This is a genomic window from Rossellomorea pakistanensis, from assembly GCF_016908495.1.
GTDB lineage: Bacteria > Bacillota > Bacilli > Bacillales > Bacillaceae_B > Rossellomorea > Rossellomorea pakistanensis.
On sequence record NZ_JAFBDZ010000004.1, the window covers coordinates 327,989 to 352,243 of the forward strand.

The following is a 24,255-nucleotide window of genomic DNA, read 5'->3' on the forward strand; positions in this document are numbered from 1 at the left end:
TGCAAATCGAGGGGGAAATCAGATGGCAACTAGTGAAAATATCGTGATTTGTCGTTGCGAAGAAGTGACATATGGACAACTTCAATCAACCGTAAAAGAACATAAATGTACCGCAAGGGAATTAAAATTAAGAACAAGAGCCGGAATGGGCTTTTGTGGTGGGCGTACATGTAGAATGGCCGTTGATCGAATCATTGAAAGTATCACTACTGATCTATCGCCAGGTGATATTCCTTTAAAATACCAGCCCCCTATTCGGCCGGTAACTTTTGGGACAGTAGGTGAAAAGCCATGACTAGAATTATCGATCATCCGATTTTAGGAAAAGTAGAAGATAGAGAAATCATTTCCTTTCAATTCGATGGAAGGACCTATAAGGCCTATGAAAATGAGACGATTGCTGCTGCCCTTTTAGCTAATGGGATCAGGAATCTACGTGTTCACGAGGAAACTGGAACACCTCGGGGCATTTATTGCAATATCGGCCACTGCATGGAGTGCCGTGTAACGGTCAATGATCAAGCGAACGTAAGAGCCTGTCTTACGGTTGTTGAAAAAAACATGGTGGTGGAAAGCGGGAAACAGCATCCGAATATCGTTAAAAGGATGGTGGAACAACAATGAGCGATGTCATCGTAATTGGAGGCGGACCAGCGGGATTAGCAGGAGCGATCGCCTGTGCCGATTTTGGTCTCGATGTGACAGTCATAGATGAATTTTTGAAGCCCGGGGGCAGATTGCTTGGACAGCTTCATCAAGAGCCTTCCGGTGACTGGTGGAATGGAATAAAAGAATCGGAACGTCTTCATCAGGAGACGAAAAGGTTAGCCGTTGATATCCGATGTGGTGTGTCTGTTTACAATTTAGAAAAAGAAGGTCATCTCTGGAATGTCCATACGAACTCAGGGGTCCTCGAAGCGCCCTTTGTACTGGTTGCAACTGGAGCCGCCGAGTACCCTATCCCCCTTCCTGGCTGGACCCTTCCTGGAGTCATGTCAATCGGTGCGGCTCAAGTCATGACAAATGTTCACCGTGTCCAAGTTGGCAAGAAAGGAATCATCATCGGTGCCAATATTTTAGCGTTTGCCATTTTGAATGAATTACAATTGGCTGGCATCCATGTCGACCGAGTGGTCCTCCCTGAAAAAAATGACCTAAGCCAAAAAGCAGGCGATCCAGAAGAAGTGATGAAGTCGCTTTTAAACGCTGCTCACCTAGCCCCTTCATCACTTTTACGAATCGGCAGTCGTTTCATGAAAAATGACTGGATGAGAAAAATCGGGTTGCGTTTCTATCCGAAAAACGGCATGAAAGTAAACGGGACTCCTCTCCAACTTCGGAAAGCAGCCTTGGAGATTATCGGTTCCGATCAAGTAGAAGGAGTGCGAGTAGCCGATATTGACTCAAATGGAACGATTATTTCTGGCTCTGAAACGATTTACGACGCTGATTTTGTTTGTATTGCCGGCGGCTTATATCCGCTGACAGAGCTTGCAGCTGTTGCTGGATGCCCTTTTCAATATGTACCTGAGCTTGGCGGTCATGTGCCCCACCATTCCGAAACAATGGAAACCCCTCTCGAAGGGCTATTTGTAGCGGGCAATATCACTGGAATCGAAAGCGGTAAAATTGCAATGGCACAAGGAACAACGGCTGGCCTGTCCATCGCCAAGCATGCCGGAAAGGGAGCTGGTGCTATCGATCATCAGCTTCAGCAAGCAGTACAAAACGTCCGTACCGTTCGTCACGAAGCTGCCATCCAATTTAATCCGGAAATTGATAACGGGAGAGATAAAATGAAGGAGCTTTGGGATCATCTTTACATCAAAAATAATGACGGGGTGCCTCGAGAGAAGTTAGGGTAGATAAAGGTTGGGATTAGAGGAAATAAGACTAGACTTCAAGTCATCCTAACCTTTTAGGAACTTTCTATTTCAAGTGGTTATTCTATTTTCGAGCAATGACAACCTTATTTTAATAGGTAGGACAAACTATTCAAATGAGGTAATATCTAACCATTCGTATAAGAAACCAGCTTATTTACAAAGTGAGCTCAAAAGAAAAACCACCCTAGTGCTCTCAAAGCTCAAGGGTGGTTTGTTTTTCTGTCTTTATGGAAGCCACAAACATGAAAAGATAATGATCATCATGGCTTCACCTCCTATATCTTCAGGAGATGAGAGCCACCCTCCCTTGGAAATTCCCCTTCATTTAATTTACTAAACTTATTAGAAGATCTTTAAGACTATTCTGATCACGCGGTGAAGTAACCTCTCCATGTGTGCCAAGCAATGAGTTTACGTGGAACTGTCCTCTCCAGCCCCCTTTTAGGACTGCCCCTATACAATTTAACTATACAAAATGAATCATTCTGCATAGTTTATAGTAGCTAGGAGGTGATATTATGGAAAAGTTTTTTGCAAAGTTGAAAGGTAGGAATGAAGTCCCTCCCGTAGATTCAGATGCATTTGGGATTGCCAAATTTGTCTCAAATAAACACTGCACGAAAATTAAATTTGTATTAAAGGTTGAAAACATTGATAACTTTATTCAAGCACATATACACTTTGGCGACCGTGGTGAAAACGGACCTGTACTTGTCTTCCTGTTTGGAGCTAATTTGGATACACTTGCAGATCAAAATGGCATATCAACGCGTAAAGGTGTGGTAACTGGAACGATCACAGATGAGGATATCATTAAGAATAATGTAGGCGTTAAGGACGTTGAAGACTTACTCGATCTGATGAAAAAGGGTCTTACTTATGTAAACGTTCATACAGAACAAAATCCTGCAGGAGAGATCCGCGGACAAATTATCCCTGTCTCTAGAAAAGATTACTAAAAAGTTAGAAGAATCATTTACCATTACAAAACAAAATTGATATTGATCGAATTTGATGATCATGAGCCCTTTCCCCCTCCTTATCTCGGGGAAAGGGCTTTTCCATACCTTTTATTAAAGCTTAAACCGATCGTGTTTTAGACTATCCTTTTCGTTCATTAAGCTCATTAATCCCCTAAGTTGACTTTCACCTTAAAGGTTTTTTACACAATTACGCTTAATATTGGAAGATGAATGTCGTAATGCACAACTTTTTAATTTTATGCACGAAGGCTTAGACGTAGTGCACGAGAATCTAAATTCATGCATGAAAATGACCAAGAAATGCACGAGACTTCAAATTTATGCATATGCGGGAAACGAATCCAAAACAAACCCAAACGTTCATTCTGAAAATGACTAATAAAAGTAAAGGGCTGTCCTAAATCAAGGGATCAATGACCATGACTTCAATAGATAGAAGAAAGGCACTTCTATCGATGGGAAAGCAATGGCGTTCCTTTTCCCATTTTACACAGCTCCATCATTTCATCTTGAAAACTCTCTCTGGCCTGTTTACATTTTCAACCGCTAATGAACAATCAATTTGTTTATTTTATTTGAGTATAAATCAACTACGTAACCTGTCAATTTCAACAGATTTTTCTATTTTTTTGGAGGAATATTATGGTTTGTGTCGAAACCCCCTGTTATAATAAACCATAGAAAGATTTAAAACTAATGTAAGATTAATCTAATATCACCAAGAATTTCTTAATCTTTTCAGAACCTCTGATGGATATTATTCCTATTTTAGTATAATGTTATGAATTGAAGGTTATCAACTCATTCAAATTGAGAATATGCAGTTGGTTTAGTTACAAGATTCAGATAGGTATCTCAGAGAAATCAGATTTAAATGGATGGATGCTATAAAACAACTCTATCCTCATATGCAGGGGTTAATTTAACACCACAAACAGTCTTCTAGGAATACCTGTTGCTTAATAGGAAAATCTATAGTTAACGAAACTTACACATGGCATTTTAGTGATAGATTGGAGAGAAGTAAATGGAGTCAATATGGCTAGAGTATGCTTGGGCATTGTTAATTTTAATTGGATTAGAAGGATTGTTATCGGCTGACAATGCCCTCGTACTAGCAGTTATAGCAAAGCATTTACCCGAAGAACAGAAGAAAAGAGCTATAAATTACGGAATCATTATGGCTTTCGCTTTCCGATTTGGTGCCCTTTTCGTCATATCCTTTATTGCAAATATCTGGCAGATACAGGCGGTGGGAGCAGCTTATCTTCTTTACCTAGGATTAAAGCACATCATTCAAGCACGATTCGGAAAAGAAAATGAGAATATACATAAGGACGAAGAAAAGGAAGCAGCCGGTAAAGGCTTCTGGCCTACAGTAGGGAAGATTGCATTAGCGGATCTCGCTTTTGCCATTGATTCGATTCTAGCTGCTGTTGCTCTTGCCCTCGGCCTTCCAGATTCACCGCTGGACGATTTCGGTGGTATGGATGGAGGAAAGTTCTTGGTTGTTCTTCTTGGAGGCATTGCTGGTCTAGTCTTAATTAAATATGCAGCAACCTGGTTTGTACAGCTTCTTGAAAAACGTCCAGCATTGGAAACAACAGCCTATGCTATTGTAGCCTGGGTCGGTGTCAAACTGGCTGTCATTACCCTTGCCCATGAAGATATTGGTATCTTAGAGCATCATTTTCCTCATAGTACCGTTTGGACTCTGATCTTCTATGGAGTATTAGTCGCCATTGCCCTACTCGGTTGGTTTGCACCTGGCAGTAATAAATCATTACAAAAAGATAAATCCTAAACGGTAAAGTATATTGTATTAAGTTGAATATCTTCATAAAAAAGAGGTTGGTCCTTGGAAAGTTAAAAAAACGATTTTCAGGACAACCTCTTTTACATTCATACCTAATCGATTCACTTAGATTTATTCAATATCACTCGTATATTTTTCTGGTAATAACTCCATCACATTACACTTTACTAATTCCCCATTAAAAGAAATGATGACATCCGTTTCTTTTCCATAATCACTTATTAACTCCCTGCACATTCCACAAGGTGCAACCACCCAACATTTGTCTACATCTTCGTTTGGATGAGGATGAGCCACAGCTACTATCGTTTCAAATTCATGGTCTCCTTCAGATATAGACTTCCCTATAGCCATTGCTTCGCCACATACCGTTATTCTTCCAACGTTTGCTTCTACATGTACTGCTGAAAAAACATTCCCCTCTGCTGTTCTGACTGCTGTGCCAATGTGGTGTCGTCCATACCTATAATTCTTTTCAATCACTTTTTCTGCTTCTTTAATCAATTCATAGTCTTGATTTTCTAATGGCCTTACTCTTAACATATTTTTCCCCCTGATCACTCTATCTATCATGTCTTTTTAATAATCCTGATACAGAAATGTTGTTTTAATTCGACTAAAGGTAACAGTGAAAGTGCTTATGATTTAAGAAAACTTTTTACAGCAGCTAGGAATGCCTGTAATTGATCATCATGCACAAAGTGCCCAGCATCCTCTATCGTTACCATCTCGCTATTCGGAATCAGCTCAGAGACTTCCTGTAACTTGTTTTGAGGAATATGACTTGCCCCACCGCCTATAATAAGAGTCGGCATGCTAATATCGGGAAGACGCTCCCACCATTCGGGATTCGGTTCATTAAGTTGCTTTAGAATCGAAGGTACAACTGGCCAATCAAATGGTAGAGGCTCAGATGGTTTAGGAGGAGCTTCGATTGGCTTATTGGGAAAAGGAGGAGGAGTGTCTTCTACAATCAACCGTTCTACCCTTGACGGAAATGTTTCCGCGAAAAGATAGGAGACCGTCCCCCCCATGGAATGGCCAAGTAAAGTAAACCGTTCCAATTTCATAGCATTCGCAAAATGAAGCAAGTCATCACACATCAATTCAAAAGTGTATGTACTCGTTCTTGTACTCCCACCGTGCCCCCTTTGATCTAAAGCTAAAACGCGGTATTTATCTCCTATTTCAGCAGCCACTTGATCCCATGATTCCGCACTTTTTCCTAGCGCATGAAGGGCAACAATTGGCGGTGCAGAAGGGTCCCCACTTTCGCGATATTGAAAAATGAGCCCATTCCATTCGATTTGCTTCACCCTTGTTTCCATCTCCGATCATCTCCTAGAGTAGGTCTCGTCATTTGAAACCCGATTTTTTATATCCTACCTATATATTCGGGCGTATATGTACTATTACCTTCTTAATCTCTTCTGCCCTTTAGCCATTTATCAAGCTATGCTTCTCCACAGACAATGGCTGTCCCAAACCATGGTGCCTGGAACCACAGCTTGAATATAAAATCTCCAAAAAACTTTTATATTTTGACGACGTGGACAACCCCTAGTTGAATATTCCTTGGTCATCTTTAAATGGTTTAACAACAATAGGACATGGAACTCCCTGACACCTCAAATACTTCTTTGTACATAAGTTTTTATAAAAATATAGTCTTTTTTTAAAAGCTCATCTTACTTATAGTTAACATTATAATTTTTAGTTTATGAATTATATCAACCTGACCCTTAACTCAATTAGAAAAAAGCTGTCTTTTTGGTCTATAATGACCCCCCTAACGAATTTATTGATGAGAGAGGTTTGAATATGAAAATGGATTCACCAAAAATTTCAAAAGAATTACCTATAAGGAAATTCCATGATATTTTCTATGAAGAAGACCCCGAACTAGAAATGTGTAAAATCATTGACTCTTCTTTTGAAGATGAAGTTTTAGATAGAGTCCGATTATCTAATATGGTCATTAAGAATTGTCGGTTTAATCATACAGATTTTAGGAATATAGATATTACAGATGTATGTTTTGAAAACTGTGATTTATCCAATGCCAATTTGAGTAAGTCCTCTATCCACCGAGTCGTATTTAATAATTGTAAATTATTAGGTGCCGATTTTACAGAATCTCGTTTTGGGAATGTTCAGTTTGATCATTCCGTATTAAACTTCGTGGCTTTCGGAAATTCAAAACTGGAGAAAGTACTATTTCAAGAAGCTTCATTAGTAAGTTCAGATTTTTATGACTGTAAATTTAAAAAGGTTGAATTTCCATTATGTAATCTTGATCGAACAAACTTTGAAAAAACATCACTAAAAGGAATAGATATTAGCTCTTCAACTTTTGGATCCCTTACTGTATCATTGGAGGATTTAAAAGGGTGCAAAGTATCTGAACATCAAGCCATTCAATTTGCATCCCTAATGGGGTTGATCATTAAAGATTAGTTTTGTGGAAAATTTTGAAAGGAAATGATCAATCTTTATTTTAGGAATACACAACTTTTTACCTTGAATGGCGAAATGCACATCTTATTGATTTTATGCACCTAATCGACTAATAAATGCACAAGAACCGAATTTTACAGGCTAAAAAGATCTGATGCAAAAATCCGATTTTCCTTATAGTATGGAAAATCGGATTTTTTAATGATCATTCAGTTAAGTGGACGAAGATTGTTTAAACTAGCTGCTTGGTTCAAATTAACACCTCAAAAGAGTGTTATAAATTTGTTATGAACCGATTTATTAATTGCTTGTATTTTGCTATTTCAATACTATTTTTAATAGGTTCAATCCGTTCTAATGATGATAGAGAACTTTTGATTATAAAATTACGGGGGTCAGCATTATTTTGCAACAATTCATCAGAAATAAATTCAATAAATTCTAGACATTCTTTTTGTTTTGTTTCATCAATTACATTTTTCCCCACAAAGCGTTTCATACTTTTTGTTGCACGTATCAATTCAGTAGAAAAATGGTGATCAGTTTGCTCTTCAAATAAAGAAAATAGTAATTCTGGATCAAATAATTGCTCCTTTTTTTCACTCACTGCCATAATCATCTCTTCTGTACGTTTCATACAGTAACGGACAATATGTTCGATTGTTAATGTATAATTTAACGTTTTATTTATCCTAAAAATATTATTAAGCATTCCATCGAATACTACGGCACTGTCGAATAATTGAGAGGAACTTTCATTTGGAAAAATCTGTTGAAACCGTGTAAATATCCAACTTAAAGTCGTTGCTTTCAGTTCTTCTATATAATGATAGATTTTAATTTCATTCAAGACTAGTGTAGTTTCAATCATTTCAGGTACTTTATTCTCTTCCATAAAACGCATCATAAATATCATTTGCTCTTCAAACACTAGACGATTCGTTTCTTTATGTTCAATTGCTACCTTTTCACGCTGCAACGTCATCGATTCTTGTAAAACCGAAAGCAACGATATTAATAATTCACTTTTAGATGAGAAATATTTGTAAAATGTCCCTTTTGAAATACCACATCGTTCTAGAATATCCTGTATTGAAGTATCGAGGTATCCTTTTTCTATAAAAAGCTTATGTGCGTGCTCTAAAACGTCACGTTGTTTTTTGTTCATTCTATTACTCCTTTGTTCACACTTTCTCCATTATTTAATATATCGCATGTAGCTTCTGCATAATCAAGTTATATTTTCCTATTGATGAATCAACAAAAATGATTTTATACTATTAGTATACCATGAGTATAAAAATATACTCTTGGTATACATAAATGGTAATTAGATATCAAATGAACGCTAGCGATTATTATCTTGATGATTTTTAGATGCAGCATTTAGACAAACAGGTTTATAGAAAAGATCTCCCGTAAAGGGTACTTGAAGAAAGGAAGGTTGTTATGAATAATTCAGATCAACGCTTACCAGAAAAAGCAGTATTGGGCTTACTTAGTGGTGAAAGCGGTGAAAATCCATTTCCGTTATTCGCACAGATTCGGGAAGTCGGATCCGTTATCCCTATCCCGTCTCCGATGGGCGGAACGAATCAACAAACCTGGATGGTTACCCGTATGAAAGAGTCGATCCAGGTACTCAAAGATCATGCCCATTTTACTGTAGATCAAAGCTCCATCGATGACCAAAATGACATCCGTCAAATCAACGCTGATTCATCTGCTCCTCCTACCTTCCTGACTGGAAAATCCATGCTCTCTGTCGATAATCCTGATCATCAACGATTGCGGAGACTTGTGTCCAAAGCCTTTACTCCCAAATATATGGAAAGCCTACGCCCTCGCGTGCAGAAGATTGCTGATGAATTACTAGATAAAGTTCAAGATAAAGGCGAAATGGACATCGTCAAGGACTATGCCTATCCCTTACCGATCAATGTTATTTCTGACATGCTTGGTGTTCCTCGATCAGACCAAGCAAAAATCCGTGACTGGTCTGGGGCCATCGCACACGGTCTGGGGCTGGGAAGGGAAGAACCGGGAGTCGCGGAGCAAATACGGGCTTTTGGCGAATACATCGCACATCTTGTGGCGGAGAAACGCCATCATCCTGATGATGAATTAATCAGCCAGTTGATTGCCATCGAAGAAGAGGGCGATCAGCTCAGCGAAGCAGAACTTCTCTCAATGATCTCGCTATTGATTTTTGCAGGACATGAGACCACCTCAAATCTGATTGCCACCGGTACTTTGATGTTACTGGATCATCCTGAGCAACTGGAAAGGCTCAAAACCGATCTTCATTTGGTTCCTTCGGCTGTTGAAGAACTGCTGCGCTTCAATGGTCCAGCTACAATATCGGGACCTCGTTTTGCCATTAAAGATACCGAACTCGCTGGGCAGCAGATTAAGAAGGGCGATATGATCATTCCCGTATTGAAATCAGCAAATCGGGATGAGCTCCAGTTCGAGGAGCCAGAAGAGCTGGACATTACACGCAAAATCAAGCGTCATCTCGCCTTAGGACATGGTATTCATTCATGTTTGGGTGCGCCGCTAGCACGTGTAGAAGGAGACGTTGCGTTTTCCACCCTGCTGAGACGCATGCCTAACCTGCAGCTCAATGTCCCTCGGGATAGCGTCATTTGGAACTTCACGTTAAGCTCACAAGGGGTAACATCCCTGCCCGTTGCTTTTTAGTGGAGGTATCGTATGAAGGCGGGAAGACACTATGTCTATAGTTGCTTTCCATGTATTGAATAACGAAGGCTGATTAATGTATTTCTATTTTGAAGGAGGAATAGGGCTAGTATGAATAAAGAAGTAATCCCACTTACAGAAATCCCAAATTTCCAATCACGTGCAGAAGAATTTTTTCCTATTGATTGGTATAAAGAAATGCTTCACCATAATCCTGTTTATTTTCATGAAAAAACGAAGACATGGAATGTGTTTAAATACGAAGATGTTAAACGGGTGTTAAGCAACTATGAATTCTTTTCAAGTGAAGGACCTAGAACAACTATTTTTGTTGGGGCAAATAACAAACAAGAAAAGACTTCACCTCTAACAAACCTTACAAACGTGGATCCCCCTAGGCATCGGAAGGGTCGTTCCTTGTTAGCAGCAGCTTTCACTCCACGAAGTTTGAAAAACTGGGAGCCTCGTATTCAACAGATTGCTACCGAACTTGTAGAAGACATACAAGAAAACTCTACTGTAAATATAGTTGAATCCTTGGCATCTCCTTTGCCTAGTCTGGTTATAGCAGATTTATTTGGGGTACCGATACAAGATAGGAATCAGTTCAAAAATTGGGTTGATATCCTTTTCCAACCTTACGACAAAGAAAATTTGGACGAGATTGAGCTACAAAAACAAATGGCTGCAAAAGAATATTTCGAATACCTTTACCCTATTGTGGTTCAAAGACGTTTGAACCTTTCCGATGATATTATCTCTGACTTAATCCAAGCTGAAGTAGATGGGGAAAGGTTTACAGATGAGCAGATTGTGCAGACCACAATGCTACTTTTAGGTGCAGGGGTCGAAACAACCAGCCATGCGATAGCTAATACTTTCTATTCATTGCTTTATGATGATAAATCATTATATGGAGAACTAAGAAATGATTTGGAATTAGTCCCAAAAGCAGTCGAAGAAATGCTTCGATATCGTTTTCATATTTCTAGAAGAGATCGTACGGTTAAACAAGACAATCATTTATTAGGGATTGAGTTAAAAAAAGGAGATGTAGTCATTGCCTGGATGAGTGCATGCAATATGGATGAAAATATGTTTGACGATCCTTTCTCTATAGACATTCATCGTTCAAACAATAAAAAGCATTTAACGTTCGGAAACGGTCCACATTTCTGTTTAGGTGCACCTCTTGCACGTTTAGAAATAAAAATTGCATTAGAGGCATTCATTCAAAAGTTTTCTCATATTGAGCCATTGGAAGGGTTCGAATTAGAAAATAATTTAACATCTTCCGCTACAGGGCAGTCCTTAACCTCTTTACCTATGAAGGTATTTAAGTAAGGATTTAAATAAAAAATATTAATAAATAAATTCTTTTTATAAAAGATAGCGTCAAGAAACCGCATTTACAACGTTTAATATTAAACAGCCCAATTTCCAATATTACCATTGAGAAATTAGGCTTTTTTCATTGCTCCATTAAAGAGCCGGATTCTTGAATAATGAAAAAGTTAGAGATCCATTGACTGATCTTCAGCTATTGCTACCGTTTTTTCAGAAAGATTTTGTCATTTACTCATTTCTTCTGTCTTTCGCCCAGCGTATAACCCTAATTTAACTAGCCCAATCACTAAAAGGGAGAGAATTCCATTAAAAAATGCTGCAATCTAAGCCAAGTCAGAAATCTCATATTCTATTGCCTTATATAAATCCAGCTAACATACTTAGGAATACAGTAATGATAAAATGAACTCTTTTTAAAACAAAACTAATAATTCCACTAAACAACATTACTAAAGCGCCCGAAGATTCAATTATTTCATAAAGTTACTAATAATACGGTTTACCATACCCTATTTAAATGATTTACTTTGTCTATAGACAAAATACTTATTATTAAATTTACAAGGAGCTCCTTTCTAATCACAAATTAGTTATTTATTCCACAACATTTCAGCTAACTTATAAAGTGAGTTGTGCTGCTGTATACGATAGTGACGTCCTTCCTTTTGCAAATACCCTTTATCGCAAAATTGTGCAAGCACATGTAATAAGTGTCGATAGGAAACACCTAAGAATTCACATACCGTGACATGTTTCTCCTTGTAGATCTCTTCATCAGAAGTTTGTAAAATAAATTCCGCCAGACGATTTTCGAGTGGGAAGGATAAGCTTTGCGAATATTTTGCAGCCATTTTTGTTGCTTTCAAACTTAAAAATTTGGTTAATTCCCGTAAAAATGTTACATCTTCTAGTAATTGTACGCGACATCGATGAAAAGGGAGCGCAAAGCAAATGGTTTTGGTAGACGCTTGAATTCCTTTTGTATAATAGATCTCATTTAATAATTCCATCTCTCCAATATAATCATTAGGATTGATAAAATTAATTAAAGAGACTTTTCCATTTTGATGCGTTACATAAATTTTGGCTTTACCTTTGATGACGTAAAATAAATAAAATGGCCTCTTGTCTTCTTGAATAATCCATTCATCCCGTTTATATTCATGCACTTCTATAAATTCTTCAATCGGAAAAGAAAATAAATGGGCAATAGAGTACTCCACTAAATAACGTTGCCTTTTCTCATTTTTATAAATCTCCATTATCCACCTCGAAATATGAGATATCTCCTATTTTTATATGGATATTCATTATATCATGCAAACAAAGGAGAGATTTAGAATGAATACACAACGCTGGATGAGTAGACAGTTCTTTAGTTTTTTTGTGACATGGGGTATTTTTCTCCCCTATTGGACAGGATGGATGATTCATGCAAAAGGAATGACGATTTCACAAGCTGGCTTAATTATGAGTTTAGGATTGGTTGCAAGAGGCCTTTCTACATTAATTGTGTTTCCATTTTTATCAGGAAAATTTAGTAGTAAAGCGATTTTAAATGGTACTGCAATCGGCACACTAATTGCCTTACTCTGTTGTATTCCTGCAAGTTCCTTTACGAGCTTGCTTGTAGTAACTTTACTATTACATGTTTTTTACCCAACATTGATGCCTGCATTAGATAGTGCAGCTGGTGTTCTTATGCAAAGTAATCAATTAAAAAATTACGGGAAGAGCCGATTGTGGGGATCAATTGGATTTGTCATGGCTGGTATGACCTTAACCGTCTTTACAGAGTCGCTTGGCGATGAAGTGATTCTATGGGCACTTGTCTTAGGTATCTTGGCATTTGTGGTCCTTGGCTTTATGCATGTACCCATTGTTTTATTAGAAAAGCCGCAAGCTGACGAAACAAAAAAAAGCGGTATGCTAAAATTATTTCGTATAAAACACTTTGGTTTAGTGCTCGTGATTGTGATTTTACTGCAAGCTGCACACGCTTCCTATTACAATTATGGCTATATCTTTTTACAAGAAATCAATGCACCAAAATATCTAATTGGCTTAATTATTAACATTGCTGTGATCGCAGAAATCATTTTTTTCTCAATCGCAGATAAAAGCTTTAATAAATTTTCAGTAGGCTCTTTATTGACACTAGCGGCAATGGGTTCATCCGTACGTTGGATATTAGTGTTTGCTTTTCCAAATGTTATTGTTTTTGGTGTCTCACAAACATTACATGCATGCTCGTTTGCAATGGCACATTATGCATTTATGAAATATTTAATCAAAAATATTCCATATGAACAGATCCCAAAAGCACAAGGCATATACTCGGCATTGGCACTTAGCTGGAGCACTGCGGTGTTTACGATTCTCGGTGGCTATTTATTCGAAATTGAGCCAAGATATGCTTTTATCGGGATGATTATCAGTACCATTCCAGCAATGCTGATTGCGTTTGTTTATCGGAATTTGGAACTTAAAAAGGAAGCAGACGTTGCTATTCCGTTCGTTGACATTCGGAACGAATCATAAGTTCTATTTATTTTCCTAATCTATGAATGTTTTAGAAGAGGCACATTTAAGGGTTGCAATTTGAAGATTATTATTGAGTATTAGATGATCGTAATACTTAGGTTTATCAAGTAAGCTTGTCCAATTTGGACAAGCTTACTAATATGTTCTATGCATCCTTTTCTAAATATTTCTACTCACTTCTTTAATACCGAGAACTCATATACCGAATTCAAATATAAATCCTTTTCTTATGCACTCAAACTCCGTTCCTACACTATCAGTTAAATTTATAGAAGATGTATTCTCCAGCTTTATCTGTCCTTCTAAACAGTGAAAGTTTAAATTTTCAAATGAAATTACCGTTATCTTCTCTTCATAACCTACATATCCAAATTCCTTCGTAAGTGATTTTCAACAATCTAGACCTTAAAGAGATAACCTGACCATAGTTTTTTACTATTCAATCACTAAAAAGGCCAGCTGACAAATCCTAGTAGAACAGCTATTAACAATAGAAATCACTCTTTTATAATAGTGGGGATCGTGGTATTATACTAAACATATTATTTTCAATATTGGGAAAAAGGAGAGAGTGCGATGCAAAATAAACTGAGTATAGGAGAAATGGCGAAGCTTCGGAGCGTAACAGTAGATACGCTGCGTCATTACGATAAAATTGGATTGCTAAAGCCCTATCACATCGACCCTGATTCTGGCTATCGCTATTACTCTATTTCCCAGTATGAAGTTCTTGGAACGATAAAGGAACTAAGAAGAATCGGTTTTTCCTTAGAAGAAATCAAGCAATTTCTAACGGATCGCAATGTCAAAAAATCGGTGCAAACTCTTAAAGAATCAATGCATACTATACAGGAAAAAATAAATGAATTACAAAATATCCATAAAATTTTGATGACCCGGATAGACAATATTGAACATTTTACCAACAGTTACAAGAATTCGGATATTGTCATTAAACAATTTAAAGAACGGGAATATATTCGTCTTGATAAACCGGTAAATTGGAGCGACAAAGAAAATTTTTATTTTGGATTCTTGGAGCTTGAAAACATTATAGGTGGAAACCTTCCAGTATTGGCTAGCAATAAATTTGGAGATTTTATCAAGAAAGAGTATTTTGATGAAATTCGTCAAACATCTGATTTTTCCCACATCCTAAGTACATATGAATCTCAATTATTCATTCTTGTGCAGGATGAAGAGCCTGAGCAACCAACGCAAAAAATAGAAAAAGGGTTATATATATGCACTTACTACGGGGGACTTACACAAGATAAAATGCTCCCCAAGCTGAAAAAGCTCCTTCATTATTGCGATACTAATGGCTACACAATTATCGGTGACGCCCTTCGAATCATGCAGGTTGATGTTTCTCTAACTGATCAGCATGATGAAGCTTATTATGAAATACAAATTCCGATTCAAGAGAAAATATAGTCAAAAACAGCCTTTGAAATGAAAGGATTTTCATTTCAAAGGCTGTTTTTTTATGAAAGCGGTTGACTCTAGAGTTAGACGAGACTTTATGGTTAATTCATACATATTAATTGGATTGATATGTTTCCTGGATGAAATTCCTCCTAATGCGTTCGATCAGAGGACACCACTTAAGCTTTTAAAAAGGAATTTTGATAACGGTTACAAATGATCTAAGGAAGCAGAAACTGTTTGCTGTTCAATTATGGACAATTAACTACTTTTCATGTTGGTATTCTCAAATTAGTAAAACAAGCTCAGAGTAGAATAACCTTTCCATTACATGATAGTAACGAAATTCTAAGTTAAAAATTTAGAAAATTCAAACTTTATATTGATGAATTTAATTTCCATTTATTAGACAAAAACAAATTATAAGGAGGTTTGATTATGGAAACAAAAAATTCACCAACTCTTAAACGTTCTCTTACTTTGACGCATGTCGTCTTTTTCGGATTGGCTTTTATGGCTCCAAAAACGTTTTTTTCTACATTTGGGGTTGCTGTCCACAGCACAAACGGAATGATGCCAACCGCTTATGCGATTGCTTTAGTTGTCATGTTATTTACAGCTTATAGCTATGTTCAATTAGTGAAAGCTTTTCCGAACGCAGGGGCAGCATATACGTTTACACAAAAATCAATCAGTCCAAGTATTGGGTTTATCGTTGGTTGGACAATCATTATTGATTATATGTTTAGCCCGATGATCAGTTCTCTCATCGTCGGAATTTCATTGAAGGCTTATTTCCCATCTATTCCGATGTTTGTTTGGATTATTTTATTTATTATAATCATTACAACTGTCAACATTCTCGGGATTAAATTAGCGGCGAAAGTTAATACGTACATGCTTCTCTTGCAAATTTTATTGTTTGTACTGTTTTTTATTCTGTCGATTAAAGGGCTTCTTGCAGGAAAAGGAGCAGGGACATTATTTTCAATCGTTCCCTTTTATGATCCTGAAATCAGCGTACCTACTCTTTTATCTGTTATCCCTATTCTATGTTTTAGCTTTCTAGGTTTTGATGCAGTAACTACGTTGTCAGAAGAGACAAAGAATCCTACGAGAACCCTGCCAAAGGCAATCTATTTCATAACGATGATTGGTGGATTTTTGTTTATAACAGGTTCTTATTTTGCACAACTTATTTTTCCAGAGTTTCAGTCTTTCAAAAACCCCGAATCCGCCTATTTAGAGATTGCTATGTATATCGGCGGAAGCATTTTTGTGAGCTTCTTTGTAGCAGTAGGGCTAACATCCACCACTGCTTCAGCAGTTGCATCTGGGACAAGCGCCTCTCGTATTTTGTATGCGATGGGAAGGGAAAATGTATTAACGAAAAAAATCTTTGGCTATCTATCCCCAAAATACCGTACACCAGTATTCAATATTTTACTCATTGGTGTGGTTGCGCTAAGCGCCCTCTTCTTAAATCTAACGACAGCCGTATCGCTTATTAGTTTTGGAGCGTTGTTCGCTTTTTTCTTTGTGAATCTATCGGTGGTTGCTCACTATTTTTTTCGAAAGAAACAGAGGTCTTTTAAAGGAACGATTCAATATGTGATTATCCCGCTTATAGGTGCAGCACTCATTGGATTGTTTTTTATAAAATTAGATAAACCTTCACTATTACTAGGTGGAACTTGGCTTCTTATCGGGTTTATCTATCTATTAAACTTAACAAAAATGTTTAGACAACCGCCTCCTGAGCTTACCTTTGAAGAAGCTCAATAAGAGAGCGACAAAAGAAAGGATTGATTGATGATGAGTCAACAAGTAGCCGATGTAATTATTTCAAGTAATGCTGTATTTACAGGCCTTTCGGATCAACCTGAGCCTGCTTCCATTGCGATAGCTGACAACAAAATCATTGCGATTGGTTCTGATAATCAGATGAAAATTTATTCAGACGAAAAGACGAAAACCTATCAATTTAAAGACCAATTAATTATGCCGGGATTCCATGATTTCCATCTTCATATTATGCAAGGGGCCGTTGCCCTCAAGAGTGTCAATCTGTTCACCGCTCGTTCAGAAGAGGAAGCGCTAGAAATAATTCGCGAATTCGCCGAATCAAATCCGGATAATCCATGGATCATCGGATTTACATGGGATGCGGGTTATTGGAATAAAGAACAATTACCTACTCGCCATTCACTAGATCGTATCCTGCCTGACCGTCCAGCACTCATGTTTCATGCTGAAGGTCATTATGCATGGGTAAATACGAAAGCATTAGAGTTGGCTAACATTAACCGAGATACAGAAAATCCTTCTTACGGTATGATTAGTAAAGATAAAAATGGAGAACCCGACGGTCTTTTATACGAAAAAGCAATGGATCCGGTGATTTGCAATGCATTTAATTTTTCAAATTCACAAAAGAAGGAAATCTTCTCTAATTTCTTGTCATATGCAGCAAGTTTAGGAGTTACGGCCGTTCATGATTTACATGCCTTAAAATCAATAGAAGCACTCCATATTTTTAAAGAGTTTGAAGACAAAGGAGAATTAACCACGCGTATTCATTTATGGCCTGCTTTAAATCGCGATCTTGGACAAGCCAAACAATTACGAGAGACGTATCAATCAGATAAACTCCGTGTGTCAGGATTGAAACAATTTATCGATGGTGTCATTACCGCACGTACTGCTTATTTACTCGATCCTTATGCTGATCAAGTAGAAACATGCGGGGAAACGTCCTTTCCACCTGAGACAATCAAAAAGTGGGTTGTTGATGCAGATAAAGAGGGATTTAGTATTCGTTTTCATGCCATTGGAGACGGAGCGATTCGTCTTGCCTTAGATGCCTTTGAGGGAGCACAAAAGGTAAACGGTAAGCGAGATTCACGTCATTCCATTGAGCATGTAGAAGTGATTCACCCTGATGATATCACTCGTTTCAAAGAGCTTGGTGTTACGGCTTCGATGCAGCCAGATCACTTAGCGATGTCTGAAAGAGGTGTTTACACCGATCGAATTGGTTCAGAGCGAGAAAAGTATGTTTTTCCGATTCATACATTACAAAAAGCCGGTGCGAAAGTGGCTTTTGGAACGGACTTCCCTATTGATATCCTGAATCCGTTGCTTCAAATCTATCGTGCCGTATCGAGAATCGATAGTAGCGGAAAAACAGTATGGCATCCACATGAGCGCATTACATTGGCTGAAGCATTAAAAGCTTACACGAGCGGCTCGGCCTTCGGTACATTCAGAGAGCAGGAATTAGGGACATTGGAAATAGGTAAGCTGGCCGATATTGTCGTATTGGATAGAAATCTTTTTGAAGTTCCTATGGATGAACTACTAGATACAAAAGTACAGTTAACGATTGTTGATGGGAAAGTCGTTTATGATCATTCTAGTTCATTGGTAAAATCATAAATGCTTTCGATTTAGAGGCTCCATTAGCAAGCGATTAGTTACAATATAGCGATATAAAACAAGGAGGTCTGATAGATGAATCATGCAAACTCGCCAACTCTTAAACGTTCTCTTTCATTGAAATATGTTGTTTTTTTTGGATTAGCCTTTATGGCTCCAACGACTTTATTTTCTACTTATGGAGTAGCTGTTCATGGCACTAATGGGATGCTTTCAACTGCTTATATCATTGCCTTAATCGTTATGTTTTTTACAGCCTACAGCTATGCACAATTGGTGAAAGCTTTTCCAAATGCAGGGGCCGCCTATACGTTTACACAAAAATCCCTAAGTCCCCACATCGGTTTTCTCGTAGGTTGGACCATATTGCTCGATTATGTATTCAGTCCAATGATTAGTGCTTTATTGTTAGGAATTGCCATGAATGCCTATTTCCCTTCGATTCCTATGTTCATTTGGATTATCCTCTTCATCATTACGATTACAATCGTCAATATACTTGGCATTACGGTAGCTGCCAAGTTTAATACTGCCATTCTGTTCCTTCAATTCGGAACATTCGCACTCTTTATCGCTTTTTCAATAAAGGGGCTCCTAAATGGTCATGGAGCAGGAACACTTTTTTCTATATTACCGTTTATGGATTCCAATTCAAATATGCCGGATATCATGTCCATGATCCCTGTCTTATGCTTTTCCTTTTTAGGATTTGATGCCGTTACAACTCTTTCTGAAGAAACGAAAAATCCTCGAAAATCTATACCCAGGGCTATTTATCTTATTACAATCATTGGTGGGGTATTATATATATTCGGCTCTTATTTCTTACAGCTTATTTGGCCGGACTTTCAATCATTTAAAAACCCGGAATCTGCTTATATGGAAATTGCCCTGTATATCGGAGGTAACTTTTTGACAAGTTATATTCTTGCAGAAGGAATAATGGCAAGTTTTTCATCGGCCGTTGCGTCAGGGACAAGTGCTTCACGTATTTTATATGCAATGGGTGCGGTTATCCGCCATGCCTATGATTTTACAAAAGAACAAAAAAGAGAATTTTTCAAGAACTTCCTTACTCATGCTGCTAGTTTAGGAGTAACCGCCGTCCACGACTTATTTGCAACGGAATCAATGGAAATCTTAAATGATTATGACCTTTTCAAAGAATTTGATGATAGAGGAGAATTAACAACTCGTATTCATTTATGGCCGGCTCTAAATGGCAATCTTGACCATGCTAAACAATTGCGAGAGAAGTATCAATCGGATAAACTTCGCGTATCAGGGCTGAAACAATTTATCGATGGTGTCATTACAGCTCGTACTGCTTACTTACTAGAACCTTATGCAGACCTTAAAGAATCACGGGGAGAGACATCCTTCCCTCCTGAGACAATTAAAAAATGGGTAATGGATGCAGATAAAGAGGGATTCAGTATTCGATTTCATGCGATTGGGGATGGAGCGATCCGTCTTGCTTTAGATGCCTATGAAGAAGCTCAGAAAGTAAACGGTAAGCGTGATTCACGTCATTCGATTGAGCATGTAGAAGTGATTCACCCTAATGATATTCCGCGATTCAAAGAGCTTAGTGTGACGGCTTCCATGCAGCCAGATCACTTAGCGATGTCAGAACGAGGGGTTTATACCGATCGAATCGGTCCAGAACGAGAAAAGTATGTTTTTTCAATTCATACATTGAAAAAATCCGGTGCGAAATTAGCATTTGGAACGGACTTCCCCATTGATATCCTGAATCCGCTTTTACAAATTTATCGTGCAGTAACGAGAATCGACAGCAGCGGAAAAACGGTATGGCATCCACATGAACAGATCACACTGGCCGAAGCATTAAAAGCTTATACATCCGGGTCCGCTTACGGTACATTTAGAGAGCAGGAATTAGGGACATTGGAAGTGGGTAAGCTTGCTGATATTGCGGTCTTGGAACGAAACCTTTTTGAAGGACCCGTAGAAGAAATCCCCAATACAAAGGTACTGCTCACGATTATTGATGGTAAAGTTGTTTTTGATCGAAAGAGCCAGTTAATCGAAAAGTAACCTAATGATCAAAAGAGGATTCCACAGCTGTAGAATCCTCTTTTGTATAGGATCTATCGTTAAACGTAGTTTTCATCTAACTTTGGAGGTATCCCACATTACCTTCCATTATTTAAGGACCAATTCGAAAATAAAGCGCAGTTCCTATTCAAGAAATTCTCCCTTAAATAAAAAATGAGCGCTAATCCGTTTTTCAGGATAGCGCCCATTTGATTAAAATCTATAATCAACTGATTCTAATAGCTAGATTAATCGAAAAATATTGAGGATCACAGGAGCAAGCCTACTTAAACTTAAAGCACCTGTGAGGTATAATGACATCATAAAATGGCTGTAAGAAGAACATTCAGTCCTGTTTATCAAATTCTGTTTTAATAACGTTCAATCCATTCCCCCCATCATTTTCTACCACATGTTTAAGCATGGACAATTTGTTATTCCAAAATTGCTCATAATAAGAAAGCCACTGCTTTAATTCTGTTAAGGGTTCTGGTTGTAACTGATAAATTTTTTCTCTCCCTACCTTTCGTCCACTAACTAATTTTGCTTCTGAAAGGATACGAAGATGTTTTGCAATGGCTGTACGACTAATAGGAAAATGAGATGTTATTTCCGAAATTGGTAATTCATTTTGAGCAAGCAATCGTAGAACCTCTCTACGAGTTGGGTCGGCAATAGCTTGAAATACATCATGCTTTACTGCTGCCACTTATCCCTCAACAGCCTTTCGAAGTCGTTCATTCACAATATCCACCCAGCCATTATCCATTCTATTACGAATAACAGAACTCTTCTCGTTCGCTTTTGGAAGAATAGTATCACGGTCTTTCCAACCACTATGAATAAGTGTAAACTCCGTTTTGTCACCCAACTCTTTTAAAGTAAACGAAACAATCCAACCATCTGTATCCCATGAAAAAGAGAGTCGGTTTGGTTCATCAATTTCTAAAACCTTACAAGGAGATGGACCGAATGGGGATTGCAAATGAAATTCGTGCCCTACTTTAGGTTCAAAATCATTTGGCATGAACCATGAGGCAATCCCTTCCGATGTTGATACTGTGTTCCATACTTTTTGAATAGGCGCTTCATAAATGACAGTTTGCTTTATATCTTGTAATGTTTCCATGTTATTTCTCCTTCTTTCTATTATCACAAATATAAAACCATTTGGTTTCATTTTCATAATATAACACCTTTTAGTTTCATGTCAATGTTAGATTGCCTCACTCCACCTATTCTTATTCAGTTTTTGTTTAACAATCAAATGACCATCTAATTGAACAATACAGCTGGAGTTTAGGATCAAAAGAAAAACCTATATTAATACAGGGTTTTATTAAACTTTGTTTTAAATCAACAAATTTTCAACATAAAAAGCCGACTCCTTGTATTAAGGAATCGACATTTTGTGATTTGCCTTTGTTTAAGAATCGCTCCCTTTTGCAGAATACTCGATTTCAAGATAAACTTAAAAGACATTAATACCCTTTAGGTAAATTAGACATAATATATGATTCACTATCGGCAGAATACCACTCAGGAATTCTGCATTGTTAGTACGAATTTAAACAGGCTTAAAAGTCCCCTTTATAAGCTCTATTTTTACCAGACAGGTCCTTACCTCGATGATAGTTTACCCTCATTTTCTTCAAAAACTAATTTTAATAAATCTTCTTTGAGCATTTGCATTCGTTCAGCACCTATGTTTTCAATCCAGCGTCCCTCAATCTCAGTTAGTATCTTCTCTTTTGCTTCTATTACTGACCAACCTCGTTCAGTCAAAACAATAATTTTTCCCCTTTTATCTGTGGGATGAGTTTGGCGCATAACATAACCACTTTTCTCAAGATAATCTACCATTTTACTCACAGCTTGCTTTGTAATTCCTAAATACTCAGCTAGTTCTATACCTGTTGCTCCGTTAGGAGTGATACATTTAAACATAAAACCATGTGCGGGTCTAATATCTCCAAATCCCAATTCACTCAATCTATCATGGAGTTCATTAATCGATGCCCTAAAAGATAAAGACAAAAGTGATGTTAGATCTAATTCACTAAATACTTGGTGATTCATACGTAAAACCTCCTAAAATAAAGTCAATTAAGTTGACTACATTTAAATCATATTGTACAATACGAAATATAGTCAATCAAATTGACTATATTTCAATTATGAAAGGAATGGGATTCACCGAAATAAACTAACAAATTATGGAGGTTTTTCATGGCAAACGTCATTAAAATTAGAGCAAGTGTTTTTATTCCAATGTCTTGGACTGAACCTAAGAAAGATATCCAAACAGGAAACATAATCCAATTTGAAGGTGACTCACGTGAATTTACACCTTATGCTATAAACACAATGCGTTCTAGAATTGAACAAGAAGTAGTTGTAGATTTTCATAAAAAAGATATTTTCTCATACGCGAATACTGGCACAACAACAGAAAGAGTAACAAATCCAGATGGTTCGGTTAATAAAAGAACTGGAAAAGCAAGTACAGAAGGTATTTTGTGCACTAATATTGAATGGAGTTCTGATGACGTCAAGTTTCAAATGAGTGCAAGTGCTAGCAACCCATTAAATGTATATGCACCTCCTGTTGACTACCTTTTAACTGTACAGGTCAAAAAAGATGGTAGGATCGATATTCAAGGAGCACATGATGGATTCCCTTGTTTTGAATTTTATAATCAAGTAAATTTTGGTTCGTTTGAACAAATTTATACTCATGATTTTAGAGAAACTGGTGACACACCTGAAGCTCTAGCTGGAGAAATGGAGTATTGTTTTAAAAAGATATTATAATGTAATTGTCTTGCCACATAGCTATAAAAACCAAGATAAATTTGTATTCATAATAGGTATCTCGCGCAAAACGGAAAGATCCCGAATTAAGTAAATTTAGACAAGATATGCCATAAAGTTTATTTCCGATGATGATGATTCCATGAATAAGACTATTTAAATTGACATTAAAATAATAAGGAAAATAAAAGATGTCAGCAAAATATTCTTGGAACTGAAATCTATCCTGTGTTTGCTCCTACATCATCTGATTTAGTCGCTGAAGAGCGAAAAGGGATTAGTGGTTTTGCTGGAAGCAATCTGGATCAATTGCTTCGTGCTAGAGGAATACGACATGTTGCTGTAGCTGATTTTGTAACTGAAGTATGTGTAGAGTCAACCATCCGTGATGCCTTTGATCGAGGGTATCATTGCACATTACTCTCTGATTGTACGGCTGCTCATAGCAATCAAGATTAAACATATGTAGAAAAGACAATCATGGCCTATTTCGGTAATGTGTTAACAGCTAAAGAGTTGATTAATCAGTTAGGCTAATGACAGAAATGACTAGGGAATCCATTCTAAATACAAATTGCTTAAAAAGCATAAGGGGTGACGGCAGGATTGCAAGCACAGCCAGCCTAACCTGAATGCCCTTTTATGGGTGTGGTTGCACGGTTGCTGGTTCTGCTTAATGAACTATTTCGGGGGATGGGCAAAAATAGCCAAAAAGAAGATGAATCTCTATTAAATGTAGTGTTCATCTTCTTTTTTATTCACTATATTCTGTGTCTAG

21 protein-coding genes and 1 pseudogene are annotated in these 24,255 nt (G+C 37.4%); 15 read left to right on the top strand and 7 right to left on the bottom strand.

Annotation, left to right across the window (positions count from 1 at the left end):
* The first annotated feature begins 22 nt into the window (after positions 1-22).
* The 5 genes from JOC86_RS19145 (at position 23) to JOC86_RS19165 (ending at position 4,673) form a co-directional block, all read left to right on the top strand.
* On the top strand, positions 23-295 hold the full coding sequence (locus JOC86_RS19145; protein ID WP_205174543.1) for a (2Fe-2S)-binding protein: 273 nt from the start codon (positions 23-25) through the stop codon (positions 293-295).
* Positions 292-624, top strand: coding sequence for a (2Fe-2S)-binding protein (locus JOC86_RS19150; protein WP_205174544.1), 333 nt, complete (start codon positions 292-294; stop codon positions 622-624). The genes JOC86_RS19145 and JOC86_RS19150 overlap by 4 nt, the downstream gene beginning before the upstream one ends.
* Positions 621-1,865, top strand: a complete 1,245-nt coding sequence (locus tag JOC86_RS19155) for an NAD(P)/FAD-dependent oxidoreductase (protein ID WP_205174545.1) — start codon at positions 621-623, stop codon at positions 1,863-1,865. Before JOC86_RS19150 ends, JOC86_RS19155 begins: the two co-directional genes overlap by 4 nt.
* A gap of 539 nt (positions 1,866-2,404) precedes the next feature.
* Positions 2,405-2,845, top strand: a complete 441-nt coding sequence (locus JOC86_RS19160) for a CHRD domain-containing protein (protein ID WP_205174546.1) — start codon at positions 2,405-2,407, stop codon at positions 2,843-2,845.
* 1,051 nt (positions 2,846-3,896) lie between these two features.
* The gene (locus tag JOC86_RS19165; protein WP_205174547.1) at positions 3,897-4,673 is read left to right on the top strand and encodes a TerC family protein; all 777 of its coding nucleotides are present in this window, start codon (positions 3,897-3,899) and stop codon (positions 4,671-4,673) included.
* 123 nt (positions 4,674-4,796) lie between these two features.
* On the opposite strand, the gene JOC86_RS19170 is transcribed toward JOC86_RS19165, so the two are convergent.
* The gene (locus JOC86_RS19170; RefSeq protein ID WP_205174548.1) at positions 4,797-5,228 is read right to left on the bottom strand and encodes a cytidine deaminase; all 432 of its coding nucleotides are present in this window, start codon (positions 5,226-5,228) and stop codon (positions 4,797-4,799) included.
* A gap of 95 nt (positions 5,229-5,323) precedes the next feature.
* Positions 5,324-6,013 (bottom strand): alpha/beta fold hydrolase, encoded by a 690-nt coding sequence (locus JOC86_RS19175; RefSeq protein WP_205174549.1) that lies wholly within the window; start codon positions 6,011-6,013, stop codon positions 5,324-5,326.
* A 493-nt stretch (positions 6,014-6,506) separates the two neighbouring features.
* On the opposite strand from JOC86_RS19175, the gene JOC86_RS19180 reads away from it, so the two are divergent.
* Complete coding sequence (locus JOC86_RS19180) at positions 6,507-7,142, top strand: pentapeptide repeat-containing protein (RefSeq protein WP_205174550.1); 636 nt, start codon at positions 6,507-6,509, stop codon at positions 7,140-7,142.
* A 274-nt stretch (positions 7,143-7,416) separates the two neighbouring features.
* On the opposite strand, the gene JOC86_RS19185 is transcribed toward JOC86_RS19180, so the two are convergent.
* Positions 7,417-8,310: a TetR/AcrR family transcriptional regulator gene (locus tag JOC86_RS19185; protein WP_205174551.1), complete on the bottom strand. Its 894-nt coding sequence runs from the start codon at positions 8,308-8,310 to the stop codon at positions 7,417-7,419.
* Positions 8,311-8,591: 281 nt separating this feature from the next.
* Between JOC86_RS19185 and JOC86_RS19190 the strand changes: the two genes are divergently transcribed.
* Positions 8,592-9,845, top strand: a complete 1,254-nt coding sequence (locus JOC86_RS19190; RefSeq protein ID WP_205174552.1) for a cytochrome P450 family protein — start codon at positions 8,592-8,594, stop codon at positions 9,843-9,845.
* Between the two features lie 111 nt (positions 9,846-9,956).
* Positions 9,957-11,189 carry a cytochrome P450 gene (locus JOC86_RS19195; protein ID WP_205174553.1) on the top strand — a complete coding sequence of 411 codons (1,233 nt, stop codon included), beginning with the start codon at positions 9,957-9,959 and terminating at the stop codon, positions 11,187-11,189.
* A gap of 593 nt (positions 11,190-11,782) precedes the next feature.
* On the opposite strand, the gene yeiL is transcribed toward JOC86_RS19195, so the two are convergent.
* Entirely contained in the window at positions 11,783-12,454 is a 672-nt protein-coding gene (gene yeiL / locus JOC86_RS19200) for a transcriptional regulator YeiL (RefSeq protein ID WP_205174554.1), read from the bottom strand.
* A 79-nt stretch (positions 12,455-12,533) separates the two neighbouring features.
* Between yeiL and JOC86_RS19205 the strand changes: the two genes are divergently transcribed.
* From JOC86_RS19205 to JOC86_RS24775, 5 genes are all read left to right on the top strand, one after another.
* On the top strand, positions 12,534-13,733 hold the full coding sequence (locus tag JOC86_RS19205; protein WP_205174555.1) for an MFS transporter: 1,200 nt from the start codon (positions 12,534-12,536) through the stop codon (positions 13,731-13,733).
* A 579-nt stretch (positions 13,734-14,312) separates the two neighbouring features.
* Positions 14,313-15,173 (top strand): MerR family transcriptional regulator, encoded by an 861-nt coding sequence (locus JOC86_RS19210; protein WP_205174556.1) that lies wholly within the window; start codon positions 14,313-14,315, stop codon positions 15,171-15,173.
* A gap of 429 nt (positions 15,174-15,602) precedes the next feature.
* Positions 15,603-16,949, top strand: coding sequence for an APC family permease (locus tag JOC86_RS19215; protein ID WP_205174557.1), 1,347 nt, complete (start codon positions 15,603-15,605; stop codon positions 16,947-16,949).
* A gap of 30 nt (positions 16,950-16,979) precedes the next feature.
* On the top strand, positions 16,980-18,602 hold the full coding sequence (locus JOC86_RS19220) for an amidohydrolase (protein WP_205174558.1): 1,623 nt from the start codon (positions 16,980-16,982) through the stop codon (positions 18,600-18,602).
* A gap of 75 nt (positions 18,603-18,677) precedes the next feature.
* On the top strand, positions 18,678-20,663 hold the full coding sequence (locus JOC86_RS24775) for an amino acid permease (RefSeq protein WP_239587707.1): 1,986 nt from the start codon (positions 18,678-18,680) through the stop codon (positions 20,661-20,663).
* Positions 20,664-21,009: 346 nt separating this feature from the next.
* On the opposite strand, the gene JOC86_RS19235 is transcribed toward JOC86_RS24775, so the two are convergent.
* From JOC86_RS19235 to JOC86_RS19245, 3 genes are all read right to left on the bottom strand, one after another.
* Entirely contained in the window at positions 21,010-21,372 is a 363-nt protein-coding gene (locus tag JOC86_RS19235) for a metalloregulator ArsR/SmtB family transcription factor (RefSeq protein ID WP_205174559.1), read from the bottom strand.
* Positions 21,373-21,792 carry an SRPBCC family protein gene (locus JOC86_RS19240; RefSeq protein ID WP_205174560.1) on the bottom strand — a complete coding sequence of 140 codons (420 nt, stop codon included), beginning with the start codon at positions 21,790-21,792 and terminating at the stop codon, positions 21,373-21,375.
* 491 nt (positions 21,793-22,283) lie between these two features.
* Positions 22,284-22,742, bottom strand: coding sequence for a MarR family winged helix-turn-helix transcriptional regulator (locus JOC86_RS19245; RefSeq protein ID WP_205174561.1), 459 nt, complete (start codon positions 22,740-22,742; stop codon positions 22,284-22,286).
* Positions 22,743-22,892: 150 nt separating this feature from the next.
* Here JOC86_RS19245 and JOC86_RS19250 point away from each other — a divergent pair, with 150 nt between their 5' ends.
* Both JOC86_RS19250 and JOC86_RS19255 read left to right on the top strand, forming a co-directional pair.
* Positions 22,893-23,477, top strand: a complete 585-nt coding sequence (locus tag JOC86_RS19250) for a DUF3238 domain-containing protein (protein WP_205174562.1) — start codon at positions 22,893-22,895, stop codon at positions 23,475-23,477.
* A 195-nt stretch (positions 23,478-23,672) separates the two neighbouring features.
* Positions 23,673-23,936, top strand: a pseudogene (locus tag JOC86_RS19255) (cysteine hydrolase family protein); the annotation flags it as partial.
* Positions 23,937-24,255 lie beyond the last annotated feature (319 nt).